The sequence below is a fragment of the Halobaculum sp. EA56 genome (genome assembly GCF_051195075.1).
Lineage (GTDB): Archaea > Halobacteriota > Halobacteria > Halobacteriales > Haloferacaceae > Halobaculum.
The window spans coordinates 1-16696 of the sequence record NZ_JBNTJX010000027.1 but is presented as its reverse complement, the minus strand read 5'-3'; the positions used below and the strand labels follow the sequence as shown (position 1 = coordinate 16696).

At 59.0% G+C, this 16696-nt stretch carries 18 protein-coding genes and 1 pseudogene; 10 read left to right on the top strand and 9 right to left on the bottom strand.

Annotated elements, in window-relative coordinates:
• Together ACQUQ1_RS20530 and ACQUQ1_RS20525 are read right to left on the bottom strand one after the other, a co-directional pair.
• Positions 1–473: transcription initiation factor IIB (locus ACQUQ1_RS20530; RefSeq protein ID WP_435066116.1), on the bottom strand; the 473-nt coding region annotated here is incomplete at its 3' end.
• 225 nt (positions 474–698) lie between these two features.
• Complete coding sequence (locus tag ACQUQ1_RS20525; RefSeq protein WP_435066115.1) at positions 699–1595, bottom strand: DNA-binding protein; 897 nt, start codon at positions 1593–1595, stop codon at positions 699–701.
• Positions 1596–2329: 734 nt separating this feature from the next.
• Between ACQUQ1_RS20525 and ACQUQ1_RS20520 the strand changes: the two genes are divergently transcribed.
• Both ACQUQ1_RS20520 and ACQUQ1_RS20515 read left to right on the top strand, forming a co-directional pair.
• Entirely contained in the window at positions 2330–3253 is a 924-nt protein-coding gene (locus ACQUQ1_RS20520) for a MarR family transcriptional regulator (RefSeq protein WP_435066114.1), read from the top strand.
• Positions 3250–4062 (top strand): DUF6036 family nucleotidyltransferase, encoded by an 813-nt coding sequence (locus ACQUQ1_RS20515; protein ID WP_435066113.1) that lies wholly within the window; start codon positions 3250–3252, stop codon positions 4060–4062. The genes ACQUQ1_RS20520 and ACQUQ1_RS20515 overlap by 4 nt, the downstream gene beginning before the upstream one ends.
• Before the next feature lie 88 nt (positions 4063–4150).
• Here ACQUQ1_RS20515 and ACQUQ1_RS20510 read toward each other — a convergent pair whose 3' ends face one another.
• The gene (locus tag ACQUQ1_RS20510; protein WP_435066112.1) at positions 4151–4381 is read right to left on the bottom strand and encodes a UPF0175 family protein; all 231 of its coding nucleotides are present in this window, start codon (positions 4379–4381) and stop codon (positions 4151–4153) included.
• 408 nt (positions 4382–4789) lie between these two features.
• On the opposite strand from ACQUQ1_RS20510, the gene ACQUQ1_RS20505 reads away from it, so the two are divergent.
• Both ACQUQ1_RS20505 and ACQUQ1_RS20500 read left to right on the top strand, forming a co-directional pair.
• Entirely contained in the window at positions 4790–5737 is a 948-nt protein-coding gene (locus ACQUQ1_RS20505) for an ABC transporter ATP-binding protein (protein ID WP_435066111.1), read from the top strand.
• On the top strand, positions 5734–6972 hold the full coding sequence (locus ACQUQ1_RS20500; RefSeq protein WP_435066110.1) for an ABC transporter permease: 1239 nt from the start codon (positions 5734–5736) through the stop codon (positions 6970–6972). The genes ACQUQ1_RS20505 and ACQUQ1_RS20500 overlap by 4 nt, the downstream gene beginning before the upstream one ends.
• 326 nt (positions 6973–7298) lie before the next feature.
• Here the strand turns inward: ACQUQ1_RS20500 and ACQUQ1_RS20495 are convergent, their stop codons facing one another.
• A complete protein-coding gene (locus tag ACQUQ1_RS20495) occupies positions 7299–7559 on the bottom strand; it encodes a HalOD1 output domain-containing protein (protein WP_435066109.1) in 261 nt (86 codons plus the stop codon).
• 413 nt (positions 7560–7972) lie between these two features.
• Between ACQUQ1_RS20495 and ACQUQ1_RS20490 the strand changes: the two genes are divergently transcribed.
• Positions 7973–9547 (top strand): PAS domain S-box protein, encoded by a 1575-nt coding sequence (locus ACQUQ1_RS20490; RefSeq protein ID WP_435066108.1) that lies wholly within the window; start codon positions 7973–7975, stop codon positions 9545–9547.
• A gap of 49 nt (positions 9548–9596) precedes the next feature.
• Here the strand turns inward: ACQUQ1_RS20490 and ACQUQ1_RS20485 are convergent, their stop codons facing one another.
• Positions 9597–11540, bottom strand: coding sequence for a PAS domain S-box protein (locus ACQUQ1_RS20485; RefSeq protein WP_435066107.1), 1944 nt, complete (start codon positions 11538–11540; stop codon positions 9597–9599).
• A gap of 122 nt (positions 11541–11662) precedes the next feature.
• Positions 11663–11923, bottom strand: coding sequence for a HalOD1 output domain-containing protein (locus ACQUQ1_RS20480; protein WP_435066106.1), 261 nt, complete (start codon positions 11921–11923; stop codon positions 11663–11665).
• Positions 11924–12044: 121 nt separating this feature from the next.
• On the opposite strand from ACQUQ1_RS20480, the gene ACQUQ1_RS20475 reads away from it, so the two are divergent.
• From ACQUQ1_RS20475 to ACQUQ1_RS20465, 3 genes are all read left to right on the top strand, one after another.
• On the top strand, positions 12045–12305 hold the full coding sequence (locus ACQUQ1_RS20475; protein ID WP_435066105.1) for a MarR family transcriptional regulator: 261 nt from the start codon (positions 12045–12047) through the stop codon (positions 12303–12305).
• Between the two features lie 263 nt (positions 12306–12568).
• Positions 12569–12859: a UPF0175 family protein gene (locus tag ACQUQ1_RS20470; protein WP_435066104.1), complete on the top strand. Its 291-nt coding sequence runs from the start codon at positions 12569–12571 to the stop codon at positions 12857–12859.
• Entirely contained in the window at positions 12860–13372 is a 513-nt protein-coding gene (locus ACQUQ1_RS20465; protein WP_435066103.1) for a DUF3368 domain-containing protein, read from the top strand.
• Between the two features lie 54 nt (positions 13373–13426).
• Here ACQUQ1_RS20465 and ACQUQ1_RS20460 read toward each other — a convergent pair whose 3' ends face one another.
• A complete protein-coding gene (locus tag ACQUQ1_RS20460) occupies positions 13427–13813 on the bottom strand; it encodes a DUF7522 family protein (RefSeq protein WP_435066102.1) in 387 nt (128 codons plus the stop codon).
• Positions 13814–14033: 220 nt separating this feature from the next.
• Between ACQUQ1_RS20460 and ACQUQ1_RS20455 the strand changes: the two genes are divergently transcribed.
• Positions 14034–14399, top strand: coding sequence for a hypothetical protein (locus ACQUQ1_RS20455; protein ID WP_435066101.1), 366 nt, complete (start codon positions 14034–14036; stop codon positions 14397–14399).
• A gap of 51 nt (positions 14400–14450) precedes the next feature.
• On the opposite strand, the gene ACQUQ1_RS20450 is transcribed toward ACQUQ1_RS20455, so the two are convergent.
• Positions 14451–15074, bottom strand: coding sequence for a hypothetical protein (locus tag ACQUQ1_RS20450; RefSeq protein ID WP_435066100.1), 624 nt, complete (start codon positions 15072–15074; stop codon positions 14451–14453).
• A 192-nt stretch (positions 15075–15266) separates the two neighbouring features.
• Between ACQUQ1_RS20450 and ACQUQ1_RS20445 the strand changes: the two genes are divergently transcribed.
• On the top strand, positions 15267–15854 hold the full coding sequence (locus ACQUQ1_RS20445; protein WP_435066099.1) for a hypothetical protein: 588 nt from the start codon (positions 15267–15269) through the stop codon (positions 15852–15854).
• Positions 15855–16007: 153 nt separating this feature from the next.
• Here the strand turns inward: ACQUQ1_RS20445 and ACQUQ1_RS20440 are convergent.
• A pseudogene (locus ACQUQ1_RS20440) lies at positions 16008–16696 on the bottom strand (transcription initiation factor IIB); the annotation flags it as partial.

Here is a 16696-nt window from a genome sequence, read left to right as displayed (position 1 = left end):
TTCTGGGCACTCCGGAAGAGCTGGCAGGCCTGGTCACGAAGCGTCTCGGACAGTTCGAGTGCACTACTGATCCGGCGAACTTCACTGAGTCCGTGTGCAAGGTTGCGTTCAGCTTTCGACTGAAACCGCCCACGCGTCTGTTCACGGCGCATCCGGAACAGCCGGCGTCGCTTCTGCTCGGAGAGGCTGTTCCCGTTTGCATCGGTTCCGCGGCCGATCTCCGTCGACAACCCACGATCGTGTCGTGCCGCCGTCAACGGAGCGCCCGTTCGCTCCCGTTCGTCTTCGTCGAACCCTCGCCACTCCGGCCCGTGATCGATACGCTGTTCGTCGATGACCAGGCCACAGTCCTCGCAGATGGTTTCGACTGCGTTGGTAGTGACCCGGCCGTCGCATTCGGGGCACTGGTTAGGGTTCGACTCAGTCTGACCGTCCTCGTCGAAGTCAGTTACGTAGATGTCTCTGATTGCCATGGATACTCACGAGGGGACTCACGCGGATCGCGTCTCTCGGAGTGCCCCTCACCCATCAGGGGGCACATACACACCACACGGGACAGCGCTGACACTGATGGGCTGCGGTGGCGAAAGCCCGGCCGCGAAACGGCGCGTGAGCGCCGTGAGCAGCCCGGACCGTGGAGGTGGTGGGAGGTGGCGGTGACCGCGTACACACCAGCAAAAAAGGGGTGCGCCGACCGGCTATTCCCACCACCGACCGCGCTCAGGGAACATAATGGTGCTCCACCCAGTGACAGCCAGTGAGACGCGCCCCTCGTACCAGTTCCGGGCTACCTTGTGAATACGCACCTGCTCGCCCTCTTCAATCCACGGCGCATCTGATTTCTCCCAGATCGTCACCTTCGTTTTTCCACTGTCGTCTGCGATCAGCCCGACTTGAGCGATGGCCGGCGAGTCCGCATCCCAGAGTACTTCGACTCGACCTTCGATGCTCACCTCTTTGCGATTGACGTCCTCGAGCTTCCCAATGGGGATCACCGTCCCAGGCGCCGTCTGCAACTCCTCGAACACCCCGACGACTGCACTCGTTAGGTCTTTCCCACCGACGACGGCTTCACCCAGCCGCCGGCCAATCGCTGCTCGCGACCAGCCATCCAGCTTCTCCGCCAGCCGCATCGACTGCTTGTTCACCGCCGCCAACTGCTCCTGCGTGAGCTCTGCACGAGGATCGTCTCGCTCCGGGTCAGCCATCGGATTCACGCTCGCTGCCCGCTTCTGGAACTTCACACGCCGCTCAGCGCTTCGCTTCGCTGCGATGTCTCGCGTCCGCTTCGCACGCCCCTCCTGCTGACTGAGTTCCGCCTGGGCACTGATGTGTTCCAACTCGGCCTCTCGTGCCTTGATGCGCTCTTCCTGTTCGAGGGTCTTCCCGAACAGGTGATCCGGGCCTTCCTTGACGCGCGCGTCTGGGTGGTTGGAATCGACTTTCGCCTGCACTTCCATGTCGACCGTCGCCCGGAACTCCGGTGTCTCGTCGACGACTTCGAAGCCATTCTCGTCGACTTCGCCTTCATCGTGTTTCTCGAAAGCCTGTTCATCGACCGAAACTACATCCGTGGTGACGTTGTTACTAGACATTGGAACTCACCGGTTCCTGAAGGCGCTCACGCGCCCGACACCGCGATGCACCAACATCGCGGATTTCCTCGACGACAACGACCGACAGACTCGTCTGCGCGCTCTCGCTCGCGCCTTCGCGAGCGCCCTGTGGGCGCGAGCGAGAGCGCGCCCGAGGCGGACGACCATCCAGCCCCGCGCGCCGACCCGCCCGGAGCGAGCGGCCAGCGGGATATGCCCGTTCGTGTCCGGCCCGATGGGCGGGTCCGTGTCCAGGGCGACTGTCGCCGAGAACGTGCGCCGCGGTGTGGCGCACGACAGCGCAGGCGGCACCAAGCGCTGGAACGCGAAAGCCCGCAAGGGGCGCAACCGACGGGGATACCCGCTGGCGCCGAGGGCACATTCATTTTAGCCCGGAACGGGCGCGGGCGGTGTGGAGAGCGCCCGCATGCCCGGAATGGTCGGTCGCGAGCGACGCGGAGGGCGGCAGCGGCGAGCGGGGCGGGCCGTTACGTACACACTTGTCAGCCGGCCGCGACACTCGGCGATCCAGCTGACGTCCTGGTGGACTCAGAAAGGGCGAGGCCGTCTCGGTCACCGGGAGAGCAGGCTCTCCCGAGCTAACGGGCGGCGCGCCGCCCGTGAACGGCCGAGGGCCTTCATCGTGTTGCTCACCCAGCAACTTCAGCTGAGTCAGTCATACTCGTTGCGAGATAGCGAAGTTATTTAAATATCGGTTCGTATCTACGCAACAGATGCTTACCGAAGGCGAGGTTCGCGCGCTCACCGTCCTTCACGGTGAGCAGACAGTCTCCGAATTTGCGACCAAGCTGGACCGCAGTCTCAGCTACACGTCTGAACTTGTCGATCGTCTCGAAGCGACCGGACTCGTCGAGACGCGTCGACAAGGGAAAACAAAGCAGATCCGGCCATCGGACGCGAAAGCACTCGAACTCCTCGCAGACATCACCCAAGAGTATTCGCACATCGAATGGCCTGAACTGTTGTCGGGCGCGACGCTCCGCGTTCTCTACTATCTTGAAACACCGCGGGTCGCAATGGAGCTCGCACGCCGGGCCAACATTCACAGGAGTACCGTCCATCGCGCCCTCGATCCACTTCAGCATCGAGGGATCATCTACGAAACTGACGAGGATGCATATGTGCTGAACGAGGGATTCGAACAACTGAGTACGCTTGCTCGGGAACTCGTTCACCACGACCATCGCCAGACCGTCGAACAACACACCGACACCTACACCATTCTCTGGGAGTCACTCGACGAGTTCCTCGTCCAGACCGCAGATGAGATTACCGCCGAGAACTTCCTTTCGACGGGGCCAGAGCGTTTCCAGACCTACGACCTGCCCCTTCTGGCCCGCGACCGTCGGTACTATTTCCATTCAGAGACGATGAATGATCTCTCGCCGGCGAAGCTGTGCTGTCATATGCTCGTGATCGATTCGGGCGCACGTACCCAGTCATACTGTCTGCTCCTGCTCAGCCACGTTGACGTCGACCGTGACGAACTGCGTGACCAGGCCACAAAGTACGGCGTCGACGATCTCGTCGAGGACTTGCTCACGTATCTCGACACGAGTGGCGAGGAGCGGGCATCTCGACTTCCCGAGTGGGAAGAGTTCCAAGAATTGGCTGCGGACTACGGGGTGTCAGCATGAGGGCGCGATTCGACAGTTCGTACATTCGGTCGGAGCTCGAGCGCATCGGCGAGCAGCTAGACGACCCGCTCACTGTCTTCTTGATCGGCGGTGGGGCAATGGCGTTCCAGGATCTCAAGACCACTACCAAGGATATCGATCTCATCGTCGCATCCGGTGATGACCTCGGGCAGCTCCAAGCAGTACTGCTCGAACTTGGTTACGATATCGTTCGGGAACCGGACGAAGAATACGAAGCGCTCGGTGCTCAGCGAATCTTTGAGAACGATGATGGGTGTCGAATCGACATCTTTCACCAGCAGGTAATCGATAAACTGGTTCTTTCTGACGGGATTCGGAAGCGTAGCGAGCGGTACCTCAACCCCAGCAACTTGGTGGTCGAACTCGTGAGCCCAGAGGACATCTTCCTATTCAAGGCGGTCGCCGGACGGGTGGACGATATCGAAGATATGTTTTCGCTGCTGCAGACTGACCTCGATTTCGACGTCGTCGAAGCAGAACTCGCCGCGCAGATCGACCTCTTGGACCAAGAGCTATTCGTGACATACGTGAACGAGGCGTTGGCCGATCTCACCGAGCAACACAACGTGAGGACACCCCTGCATGAGCCGGTCGCGGAGATTACAGAGCGCGTATACGAGGAACTCGAAGTGCTTCACGCCCTCGACGAACCGAAATCTATGCCTGCCCTCCAGCAGGAACTCGATTACACCACGGTTGAACTACAGGATATCGTGAGTCGTCTCGAGGAGAAAGACGCAGTCAAGGGAACCGCTGATCGCATCGAGCGTCTTTCGACGACGATCTGACGGCGAGGGATACCGGAATCTGTGGCGTAATGCCAAGCGGTGCGGCTTATTGGATACTTTCCCTATCCCTGGATAGGGAGACTCCCCATTAGTCGCGGTCAAGCGCGACGTCGACTTCGTCAACGAGGTCCTCTATAGATTGTGGCCCGAGCCGCAGTTCGACGCCGGCTTCTTGGAGGATCTCCTCCATCTCCCAGCGAGTGACACCGGTGCGCTCGGCAGCCTTGCCAAGCGAGATCTCACCGAGGACGTAGAGCCCGATCGTGGTTGCGAGCTGCTCTTTGTCCTTGACGGCGTCACGCCGCCGATCCGTAGCCATGGGGTCTATCTGAACGAAAGAGCGGTGGGCTCATTAATGTGTCTCCAAAGAGGGTCAGTCACAAGCGACGCGGCGGGCGGCAGCGGCGAGCAGGGCGGGCCAGTACGTAGACAAAATAGGCTATGTCTCAGTACGCCTGCACGTGTGAACCGCCACCTTATGCTGAACTCTACAAATGATGAATCAGTCAACTTGTGGAATACAGAGCGTGAGTTCAAGCGCTGAAGAACAGGAAAGAGATATGGCCGGTATACTGGTCAAAGGTATTTTTAAACCAATCGCCTTAGATGGGAGACATATGCCAGTCGAATATCGTCTCAGTGTCTCTACGGGCCGTTTCAACTCAAGATCTGCTGGCCAGAAACGAATGACTGGCCGACGGGAGAGATATCCCACCCATCTCAGCGGATGACCACAGAATCGACCGATCCAGTCATTTCAGTTACAGACCTGACGAAAACCTACGGCGACACGACAGCGGTCGAACGTGTCTCGTTTGAGGTATACCCAAACGAAATCTTTGCACTGGTCGGGCCAAACGGGGCCGGAAAGACAACGACAGTAGAAATTCTTGAGTGCCTCCGAACCCCGACGAGCGGCGTCGCTCAAGTGCTGGGCTACGATGTAGGTGAGCAATCACGGCGCATCAAGCAACGGATCGGCGTTGTTCCACAGTCGTTTCACACATTTGATCGGCTGACCGTCCACGAAAACGTGGCGCTCGCTCGACAGATGTACGAGAAGGGACGTGACCCGGACGATATACTCGAGCGGCTCGACCTATCCGAGTATGCCGACACACGATTTGCTACCCTCTCCGGTGGATACCAACGCCGGACGGGAATCGCAATGGCGCTCGTGAGTGACCCGGATGTCCTCTTCTTGGACGAGCCGACCACAGGCCTCGATCCTGCCGCCAGACAGTCCACATGGGAGCAGATTGAACGGTTGACCGACCTCGGAACGACAGTCGTGCTGACGACCCACTACATGGAAGAGGTTGAGGAACTGGCTGATCGTGCCGCACTGCTGGTCGATGGCGGGATCGTCGCTGTCGATACGGTCGCTGACCTCGTCGAGACCTACGGCGGCGATGTCAAGCTCGTCGTGGACCCAACAGAAGACCAACGCGGGGAACTCGAAGCACGGCTTCGCTCCGTTGCCACCGATGTGTATCAAGACGACACAGGCAATCTCGTCGGGATTTTCGAAGATCGGTACGACGCTCAAGAGGCGTTCGGGCAGTTGCTCGATATTGAGGGTGATCACTCGATCGAACTCACTGGCGCCGGGATGGAGGATGTCTTCCTCCAACTCGCTGGGGGGACCGTCGGGAGCAGTGGTGAGCTTCGATGACCAGAATTTGGCCGCTGTTGGTCGCGCTCTCGAAGGATTGGCTCCGGAACCGCGAGGCTGTCTTCTTTGCGTTCCTCTTTCCAGTCATCCTGCTTCTCATCTTCAGTGCCGTCTTCGGTGGCGGAGCCGCCGAGTTCACGGTCCATGTCCAGAACAACGATCTCGGACCAGACGGGACCCCCACGAACCTCTCGACGTCGTTCATCGACGCTCTGGAGGGGGTCGAGACACTAGAGGTTCAATCGATTCCCGCCGGGCGCAATATCACGGAGTGGAGCCGGCAACGCGGATCGGCTGGCGCGACGCGTGTCGTGGTCATTCCCCATGGATTTGCCGACAAGGTACGTGCTGGAAGTCGTGAAGCCCGTCAGTCCGTTATTCTCGATACGATGACCCGTGCCGGTGGGCAAATTAATCAGACGAATCGGGCACAAATTCGCCAAGGACTGAACGCGACGCCGAACGGAACGAACGCGACGGGGCCAGCCGAAATCGTGTTCCTGTCGGCAAGTGATGACCAGGCGGCCCCCGCGATTCGAGGCATTCTGTCGAGTGTTGTCGCCCAGTTCAACTCCGACGCGATCGGGGTTGAAACACCCCCGACGACTGTCGTGAGCGACGACCTTGGGAGTCGGAACGTCGAAGGGGTCGACTACTATCTCCCCGCATTGATCGCAGCGGTGGTGATGATCAACGGACTCATCACACTCCCAGCACTACTCGCCGAGTTCAGCGGCGATGGAACCCTCAAACGGCTGATCGCAACTCCACTCCGAAAGCGAGATTGGATTCTTGCGAACGTCCTCCAGCAGGCCGTCCTAGCCCTCGTCATTACGGGTGTGATGGTGATAGTCGCTCATCTCGTCTTTGACGTGACGGTTATTCCCGGTCCGCTGGCGATCGGGTTGATCCTACTGGGGGCGATCACGTTCACCGGATTCGGAATGACACTGGGAAGTCTCGTCGAGGGATCCGACGCGGCGACGAGCCTTGGTATGGCAATCGCGTTACCGATGATGTTCGTTTCCGGGGTGTTTTGGGAGCTGGACTTGATGCCAGAGTACTTGCAGACGGTTGCGACGCTCACGCCGATCTATCACTTCCATCGTGGGTTGCGCCAGTTGATGGTACTTGATACTACTCAGGGTGTTGGAGTGCCGTTTGCCATTCTTGGGTTCGGGGCAGTCCTCGCTCTCGTGGTAGCCGTCCACGTCACACAGTGGCAGGATCTCTAACTCTTCGCGCTTACCCACCGGCGCTGAGGGCATATGCATTTTAGCCCGGACGGGTGCGGGCGGTGCGGAGAGCGGCGCGAGCCGTCACGAACACCACATATCCGATGTCGGCGCTCGCTGTCACACCCGCCAACCTGGCGGACTCAGAAAGGGCGAGGACATCTCGGTCGTCCCCCGACCCCGCAAGCACCGCAGGGACGAGGCGCGTAGCGGCGTTCTCACGGGCGCAGCGAATGAGAGCCAGCAAGACGAAGTCTCGCGTAGTCGCGGGATGCCAAGCGGCCGAGGGCCTTCAGGGAGTGTCTCCGTCGACGAATCTGATCGCGCTATTGGTCTGGTACCTCGGTAGGTTCGTCGAGGAGGATGTCGACGCCGTCGTGGGTGACGACGAGCTGGATCCCCTCCACGGTGAACCGGACCTCGACGTCGCCGGATGAGGATGCGAGAAGCTGCTCGAGTGCCTCGACATCGACGGCGTCGTGGAGCTGATACGATTCGCTCGGTAGCCCGTGAGCTTCCAGTGTCTCGACAATTTCAACGAGTAGATCGGGAGATGTATCTGAGTTTCTTGGGACGGAGGGTGCCATTATGATCTCGAAAGATACGTAGGACGAATAATGATTAAAAGTGGTGGCTCGGCGGCTGGTAATGTTGCTTCTGACGAACGCAGTCACACGACCCCTGTCACTATGCCGCTGGCTTGAGCTCGTCCTCGGTCAGCTCTCCAATCCACTCCATCGCTGACTCGTGGAGACTGTAGCGAGTGCCCAACTGAAGTGATCCCTTGGGGTAGGCGATTTTGATACCAAACGACGATAACGGTTGACGCATACTGGAATGGACGGTCCCGAGTGACGCACAAGGCGACAGCGACCAGCGGAGGAGAGCGTTGCGTACACGACGGGTTCCTACAAACCTGGTTTTGAATATCTGGGTGACAGAAGTGTGACAACTGTTTTCAGACTCGCGTCTGTTCTACGCATATGGGGATCCCTCGCCTATGAGCGAGCAGGGTCGGGCGCTAAAGCAGACTGAGGCCTATTCACGGCTGTATGAAATTATGCGGAGTGGCCGCCCGTTGTTTGACCGGTTCGAAGCTATCCTCCAGCTCGGCGTCGAGTACTTCGGCGTCGATCACGGATACATCACACAGATCGAGCAGGAGCGGAACGAATGGACGGCTATCGTCAGCACCGACTCTGTGGACGGACCGATTCCGCCCGGCCTTGAGCTCGCTCTCACGACCTCGTACTGTCGACGTACCATCCAGAACGAAGGGATTGTCTCGTTTGCAGACGCGCTCGATGCAGGGTGGGAAGACGATCCCGCATTCGAGACCCACCAGCTCAGCTGTTATCATGGCGCTCCAATTGTCGTCGACGATGAGCCATTCGGGACCGTGTGTTTCTCGGCACAGGACCCGCGTGCAGAACCGTTCACTGAGGCCGAGAAATCATTCACGTACCTGATTGCCCAGGTGGTGGGCTACGAGATCGGGCAGCGAAACTACGAGCGAGACCTTGCGGAACGAGAACGAACGCTCGCGGAACGCCGTGAAATTTATCGTGCTGTGATCGACGCCAGCTTCGATTTACTGTTCCGGATCGATCTCGACGGGGAGTTCACCTACCATTCTCCCTCGGTTGAGGAGCTGCTGGGCTACACCCCTGATGAACTTCGTGGGCGTCAGTTTACAGTCGTGCTTCCCGATGCGGAGACCGCGGAAACAGCACAGGCACTATATGAATGTGTGCTGGCTGGTGAGACGGTGGAGGAGACGTATCTGCCCCTCGAAACAAAATCCGGTGAGGTCGTGTATGCTGACATCCGAGGCACGCCTATTTACGATGCTGACGTGCCACCGGCGGACCGAATGCCAGTCGATATCGTTGCCGTCCAGGGGATGTCGCGCGATGCGACCGACCGGAAGCGACGAGACCGCCTGATCAGCGTAATCCATCGGGTCCTTCGACACAACCTCCGCAACGATATGGGCGTCATTCGAGGCTATACTGAACTCCTTGAGGACTCCCTCACTGGGGACGACGCGGAACTGGCTCAGCGAATTCACAACACCGCCGAGCGACTGATCGATCTCAGCGAAACAGCACAAAAACTCGAAGAAAACCTTGATGCACCACCCCAGCCCGAACCGATCGACGTCGTTCCCCTCGTATCCCGGGCTGCGACCCAAATCGACGAGGCGCATTCCGGGGCGTCGATCACGGTTGATACTCCGAATACTGCCGTTGCACAGACCGCCCCACGGCTCGAGACGGCGATCTGGGAGCTCGTCGATAACGCAGCCACGCACGCCGGTGACAAACCGACGGTCACGGTCGAGATTGCGGTCACCGACGACGAGGTCGTGGTTCGCGTGCTGGATGATGGACCCGGGCTACCTGACATCGAGCAATCCGTGCTTCTCAGCGGCGAGGAGACGCCCCTGGTTCACGGCCAACGGCTGGGGCTCTGGCTCGTCTACTGGATCGTGACTAGTCTCGATGGCGAACTCGATGTCCTCGAAGAGCAACCGGGTGCGGCCATCGAGATCCGATTGCCCGCCGCTTCGTAACGACGGGGATGTCCTTCGTCCCCGGCACCCCACACACATTCCGGGAGAATCAGACCCCTAAGACTTCAAACCGGGCGCCACCGTCGCGCCCGGTTGTGACCTCAATCTCCCACCCGTGGGCCTCGACGATGCGCTTGACGATCGCGAGCCCGAACCCGGTCCCATCTTGGTTAGTCGTGTACCCGCTCTCAAAGACATCGTCTCGTTCCTCCGCCGGAATACCGGGGCCGGTATCCTCGATATAGAACCCGTTCTCGAGGGTGCCAACGCGGATCGTGACCCCATCGCCGCCGTGTTCGATCGCATTTCGATACAGATTCTCGAACGCTTGGACGAGACGACTGGCGTCCGCGTCGAGCTGGACAGTGTCTTCGACTTCAAGGGACGCTGCGTCGGTCGCAACATTCTCCCATGCCTGTGTGGCAACCGCACGTAGTGCTACTGCCTCCGTTTCACCGACGGCATCGCCTTCGCGAGCGAGTGTCAGCATATCGTCGATGAGTCGTTCCATCCGATCCAGCGCGCGGACGATGGCAGCGATATGGTCAGCATCGGCGTCCTCTGTTTCAATGAACTCCAACCGGCCCTGCGCGACGTTGAGTGGATTCCGGAGATCGTGCGAGAGAATGTTGGCAAACTCTTCGAGGCGATCGCGTTCATGCCGAATCGTGGCTTCGGCATTGATTCGATCGAGGCTCGTCGTGACGTGCGTCGCGAGGAGTTCCGCTAACTCCTCGTCTCGCTCATCGAACACGGCCGTCTCGGTCGCAAAGAGTTGTAAGACACCGTACTCGCCGAGCGGCACACTCAACAGCGCGCGGTACTGCTCGGTGGTCCCCGCGTCGTGTTGTTCATCGGTGTCGGGAGTCGATGCCGGTGTTTCTCGAGTACCCTCGGTTGGTGCTGTCCGTGTGGAACGGGTATCAGTAATATCGGCAATACAGATCGGTTCCTGTCCCCGATAGCTCATCACGCCGTATCCGAGTGGCATCGGCTCCGGCGTACACTCGGCAAGTGATTCCTCGGCCGAACTCGCGGTCGGCACTAGCTGGTTGTCGGCGATAATCGACACGCGGGCAACATCACATGGAAACAGGTCAGCGGCATACTCAACGGTTCGTTGATAGACTTCGGACTCAGTACACACACCCGAGAGGGACGACGCGATATCGTGGAGCTGTGTCACGCGCTCGGTATGGGTTTCAAGGTCGGATTCTGCCTGCTTTCGGTCGGTAATGTCACGAATAACACCGGTGAAGATCGTGTCACCATCGACGGTGTACTCCCCGAAGCTTATCTCAACGGGAAACTCCCTGCCTGTGGCATGCTGCCCGGTAAGTTCGACGCTATTCCAATCGAGCGTCCGCTCCCCCTCGGCGAGGTATCGACTCATACCAGCTCGGTGTGACTCACGAAACCGCTCGGGCATCAGCGTAGCTATTGGCTCACCGCGTAATTCCGATGGCGGATATCCGAAAAGGTCGTCCACTGCCTCGTTCGCGTATTGAATTGTCCCCGCGGCATCGATTGTGATGACGCTGAACGAGGAATTCTCCGTCAGGGCCCGGAATCGTTGCTCTGAGAGTTCGAGTTGCTGTTCCCGGGCTTCCAGCCCCGTCGCATAGTAGCCGAGGAGGATCCCAGCCGTCATAAAAATGCCCGCCCCGTTAAGGGTGAGTACGATTGGGTCACCGGCAGGCGTCTGTTCGAGTGCGATGACGAAGATGAACCAGATGTTAACAGCGATTCCGACGATGGCGCCCCCGAGCGTCCACTTCACGAGTCGGATAATGCGGTCAACGGACTGTGTTTTTTCAAGCCAAATGCCTCCGACAATCAGACCAAGGCTGACAGCAAACGGGAACGAGATCTCGAGAAAGTCGATCGTCGGCTCATCACCATTGGTGATAACGTGGCCGAGCGTGAGCAGTAAAAATAGAAACCCAAGGACGGTGACCGACCATCGACTCATCGCTCGATACAGCTCCCTCATTGTAACATACTACGGGAGACTACCCATTTAATCGACGTGATTGGTGGGAGTCGGCTAAGCGGCTGTATACGTAGCATCCACGGGAGGCTGATTGTGTTGCGATGTATCAGAGAGAGCCCCTTCTATTGAGCAGTCGAACCAGTCGATTCGTCGCTCAGCACCTCAATGCTATCCGGTGTCACTGCGAGGTGCACTCCCTCTACGGGGAAGTGGACCGCCACGTTCCCATCGGATGACGCAAAGAGCTGTTCGATTGCTTCAATGTCGACTGAATTATGTAGCTGGTACTCCCCCTGGTCAAGCCCATACTCTTCCAGTGTCTCGACGATGTCTACGACGAGGCCAGTCGAACTTCCCGATCCGTTTGTAGATGAATAGGACATCTGAACGCCTGAGGCTTAGGGTAGGAGCTGTTTAAAACTGTGGAAGTCAATTACAGTTGCTAATCGCTTCGCTACTTGACTTAGCGCGTCCGGGATAGCGTCGGCGCAACCAGAAGAGATTATGCGCTTTGACGCCGACTGGATGTCTCGCGCCGATGACCGTATTCTAGAGCATCTATCTGAAGCCGGCCCCGATACCCCGAAAGAAATGACGGACAGCGATCGCGTGCGATTCTCCCGCCAACACATCAACGCCCGGTGCAAGACGCTCGTCAAATACGGCCTCCTCGTCCACCTCGGCAACGGCGTCTACGATATCACGCGAACGGGAGAGCAGTATCTCGCTGGCGACCTCGACGCTCGTAACCTCGATGGCGAATGAACGCTACTGCCGCCGAATCTTGGTTGTTGATGATATGATTAACCACGAATGGCTTCGGATACGGTAAGCAAGTATTGCTACGTATATTTCCGCGTAGGACCCCTTCAACCGTTTCCGGCCGCAAAAACGCTCTCACGGCGGCGGGCGTCGCTCTCACCCATTCGGTACCATCGATACAATTGATGACCCTTGTTGTCGATTTCTATTGGGGATCGCTGTTGGACGCCGAAGGATTTGTATGCGTTGCACACGATGTAAACATTATGGGAACGATTTCGGCACGCGTCCCAGACGAATTAGAGGCCGAACTCGACGCGTATCTCGAAGACGAAAACCTCGACCGGAGTACGGCCGTTCGGAAACTCCTCTCTGAGGGCCTCGAAGAGTGGCGACGCGAACGGGCCCTCGATCAGCTTGCGGCTGGGTCCATCACATTCAGCAAAGCGGCTGAGCTGGCAGGACTGTCGGTCTGGGACTTCGCCCAGTTGGCCAAGGAGCGCGATATCACTTGGGTCGATGACGACCATCTCGACGCGGATCTCGAGGCGCTGTGAATGTGGGTCTTCGACGCCACGCCCCTCATCTACCTCGCGAAGGTCGACCGGCTCACGCTCGTCCAGGATCTCGAGGTGTCGTGTGTAATCCCCGAGCCCGTGTATGAAGAGGTCGTTACCACCGGCCTCGAAGAAGGGTTTCCGGATGCACGGCGCATCGAACGAAGCGTCGACGCCGGACAGTTCGATGTCGTATCCGTTGAGACGACATCGCTTCTGTCCCGACTCCAAACAAACGAGAGTCTCAGCGACGCCGATGCTGCCGTCCTCGCCTGTGCCAGCGCCCACGACGGGGTGGCCGTGATGGACGAGACGTATGGGCGTGACGTCGCGGCGGCCGAGGGCATCACAACGCGAGGAACGGCGTATCTCATCCTAAAACTCGCGAAGGCGGGTACGATTAGTGGCGACGATGCCCGAACCGTGATTGATGCGATGATCGACGAGGGTTGGTATTGTGCGCCAGATGTCTACAGCAAAATTGTCCAGACGATCGAGTCCGTGTCGGATTGACCGACACGGGGCGACGGCGACGCGATGCCCCTTACAGGGCGGGCCGAACAGCCGCTACTCGGACTGCGCCCGCTCGATCCGTGTGAGACAGTCGTCGATGAACTGCATCAACTGACGGGCGGCCCCCGGATCGAGCGAGACGAGTGTTCCGTGCTGGTCGTCGTACGGAAAGTGCATCACGACACCGTCCTCGAACGTCTGAATCGAACAGGTGAGGCTCCCAAGGCGGTACTGACGTTCCTGAGTTGGTTTGGCGAAGCTTTCCCAGCGGAGCTCCTCAACGATCTCCCCGATCTCGTCATCGGAGTACTGCTCACGCACATCATCTCGAAGGTAGACAATCTCATAGTCGTCCGTCGAGTAGTGGCCGACCGCGCGCAAGGAGTCACCGGCCCGCTGCTCGAGATATTCGGCCAGTTCGTGGGCGACGGCTCGGGACATTATGGTTGGCTTTGTAGAGAACTGTCAAATAACGTGTGACAAGTACTCACGAACATTCGGGGATTTATTCCACGACCAGTGTCTGGTGACAGACCGGACAAACGGTTCCATCGGCGGTTTCTTCTAAATCATTATGTTGGCCGGTCCAACTACAGACGGGACACTGAATTGGCTCTGAGTTGGTCATTCGATCCGAAATCCCGGCTCGCGAGCAAAAAGCGTGGGGGAGCTGAGCGGCGTGTCCACAGCGGGATTCATCCCACTTGACCGATTCAATGAGACAGATCGGGATGCCTTCGAGCGGTACTACCGCGAGATGGATGACGATCCCCTACCCTATGATCCGCTCACTGAGTGGGGCTTGTATCAGGCAGACTGGGCTGCTGCGGGCTACATCGAACCATACCACTTCATGAAGGCCGCAGTGAAGACGCTCATCCAGTTTGCTAATGCGTACCTCCAGTTGCTCGGCTATCCGGATTTCATCGAGCAACACAGAGAGGACGATCAGGGAGCGACGTTCATCGATACCTGTGATCGAATCCGTCAAACCGGCTTGACCGGCTTCTATCAGGTGTTCCCGTAGCTATCTCCGACAGTCAAGGGAACTGGCTGAAAGAGACTGTAATAGGCGTCTTCAGCTCTTCCTGAACGGTGTGGGAATCCCGCCCGCAGTAAAGCGAGCGACTGCTCCGCAGCTGGGACACTCATCGACGAACGCACAGACTCGAAGCGAGGTTTCTAACTCACGAACGCTCCCGCACACGGAACACTCGTACGCGGTGCGATACCGGACTGATGGACGGTGCTGTTGCCGTCGTGTGCGGGAGGTCTCTGTCGGTGTCGCTCTGCCGTGAGACGCTGCTGTCGGGGATCGCTCCTGGTTCGTTATGGACTGCTCGTGATCGAGCTGCCAGGCCGAATCGGGAAGCGTGTCGTAGATGCGATCTGGCTTGCTGATGCCCACATCGAGAGCAGCAGGCTCGGCTGGGTCGCGTGCGTCATCTGATCGGGGCTTATCGACTGAGCTCCCGTCGACGTGTGATGTGTCTCGGTGCCCCAGAGGATCCGTCTGTGCCCATACACCGAGTTCGACGGCCTCTGCCTGCTCGTAGAGCACGCCATCGATGGCGGCCGCCAGTTCAGCGAGTGGCTCGGAGATCTCGGACTCGCCGTGTTTCTCGACCGCGTTCTCGAACAGCCATTCGCGGAGCGTCCCTGCAGTCTCTCTATCGACTGTATATGATGGAACAGCCTTCATTCGTTTCTCACTCCGCTCCTCGTGGGTACGACAAACCTACAGAATTCGTAGATTCCGTTGAGAGTGGCTCTTACGGATGAATCGGCCTTTCAGACACGAGTCGAACCTTAGCAGTTCAGAATTGGGAGCTGTTTGGGCACGGAACCACCTAATACAAAGCGGCTGGTAGAAGGACGGAGAAAGTAGAGACCGATGGTTACGTATGATTTGTCGAGGATGGATGTGGGATTGATTGCAGAGATGATTGCAGGGCGATACGGGGGTTTCCCAGAGCCGCTGGAGGAGGCGATTATTACACACGTGATTGACCGGCCTGAGGGGAAGAAGTATAGCAGAGACGACATCCGGATTCATTCGAAGAGTCGGAATCTGACGGAGGAAGTTCATCTAGGGGTATTGGAGGGTGTTACGTTGCCGGAGGATGGTGACTGGGGGTATTCGCAAGGCTGGATACCTGACGATATTCTCATGGTGCAGGCACTGACACCAGTGGAGGGCACGCCAAGTCCGCCCCATTCGCGAGAGGAGGTAGACCCGACGACGGATCTGTTGGCGTACTATGCGGTGGAGGTGAAAGCGGTATCGAGTGGGAACCGGGTTAGGTTGACAGAAAATCAGCAGGAGAGTTTGGCAACTGTAAGCAAGGAAGTGGACCGAGTTCATCCGGTTATCGTAATAGTCGACGTAGGTGACCTCCCGGAATCGGCGGAGGTTGAGGTTGATATCTATGAGGAGTCAGTTTGGGCGGACGGTCAGATGTCGAAAACCGTCCGGAGCTAGTTCCAGATATAGTCTCACCAGCTGCGTGACGCGCCTGTCAGCGAGGTTGTGGCTGCGCGCGCAGCGACCGCAGGGAGCGAGCACGGAGCGGTGGGTGGGGTGGAGGGGCGTCCACGGGCGGAGGTCGCCATAAAAAACGGGGGAGCGCCCCGCTCAACGCAGGGTGTCCCGTTCCTCTTCGAGGCCGACACCCGGGTCGTCGGTGCCGTGTTTGGCTTCGTAGGCGTCGACCAGCTCCCGACTGTACCGCGCGATCCGATTCCGGGATGTCGGTACGATCGTGCTCGCCACCGCGGCGACCTGCTCCTGGGTGAGGTGCTTGCGCGACAGCAGGCGATCCGCCGCGTACAGCGCTGACGCCGCGACGGTGCACCGTGGCGTTCCCGGCCCGACCGGCACCTGATCGCCGAGTTTCATCAGGTGTTGAGCCAGTCGCCACGTCCGCACGGCTCGCGCCCCGGGGATGGCGTCGTCATCGAGCGCGTCGACGACCGCCATCACGGCGTTGGGTCTGATGAGCGGCGCGTCGAACCCGCATTCACACCGGATCTTCCGCGCCGCAGCGCACACTCGCTCGTGGGGCGCTTTGGTGTGCGTCGCGACCGCGACGTCGATCTCGTCCCGGTCGACCGATGAGGACCGCGCGGCCAGCAGGACGGCGCCGCCGGCGAGTGCCTCCCAGGCCATCCGCCCGCCCGGCAGCCGTGCCTCCGAGGCGCTTCGGAGGAACTGTGCTGCCATCTTGACGACGTGGTCCGGCAAGCTCAGGTTGCCGCCGATCATCTCGACGTCCCGCAGCCCCTCGTTGAGCCGCTTCGTTCGCTTGCGCTTCTCGCCGAACT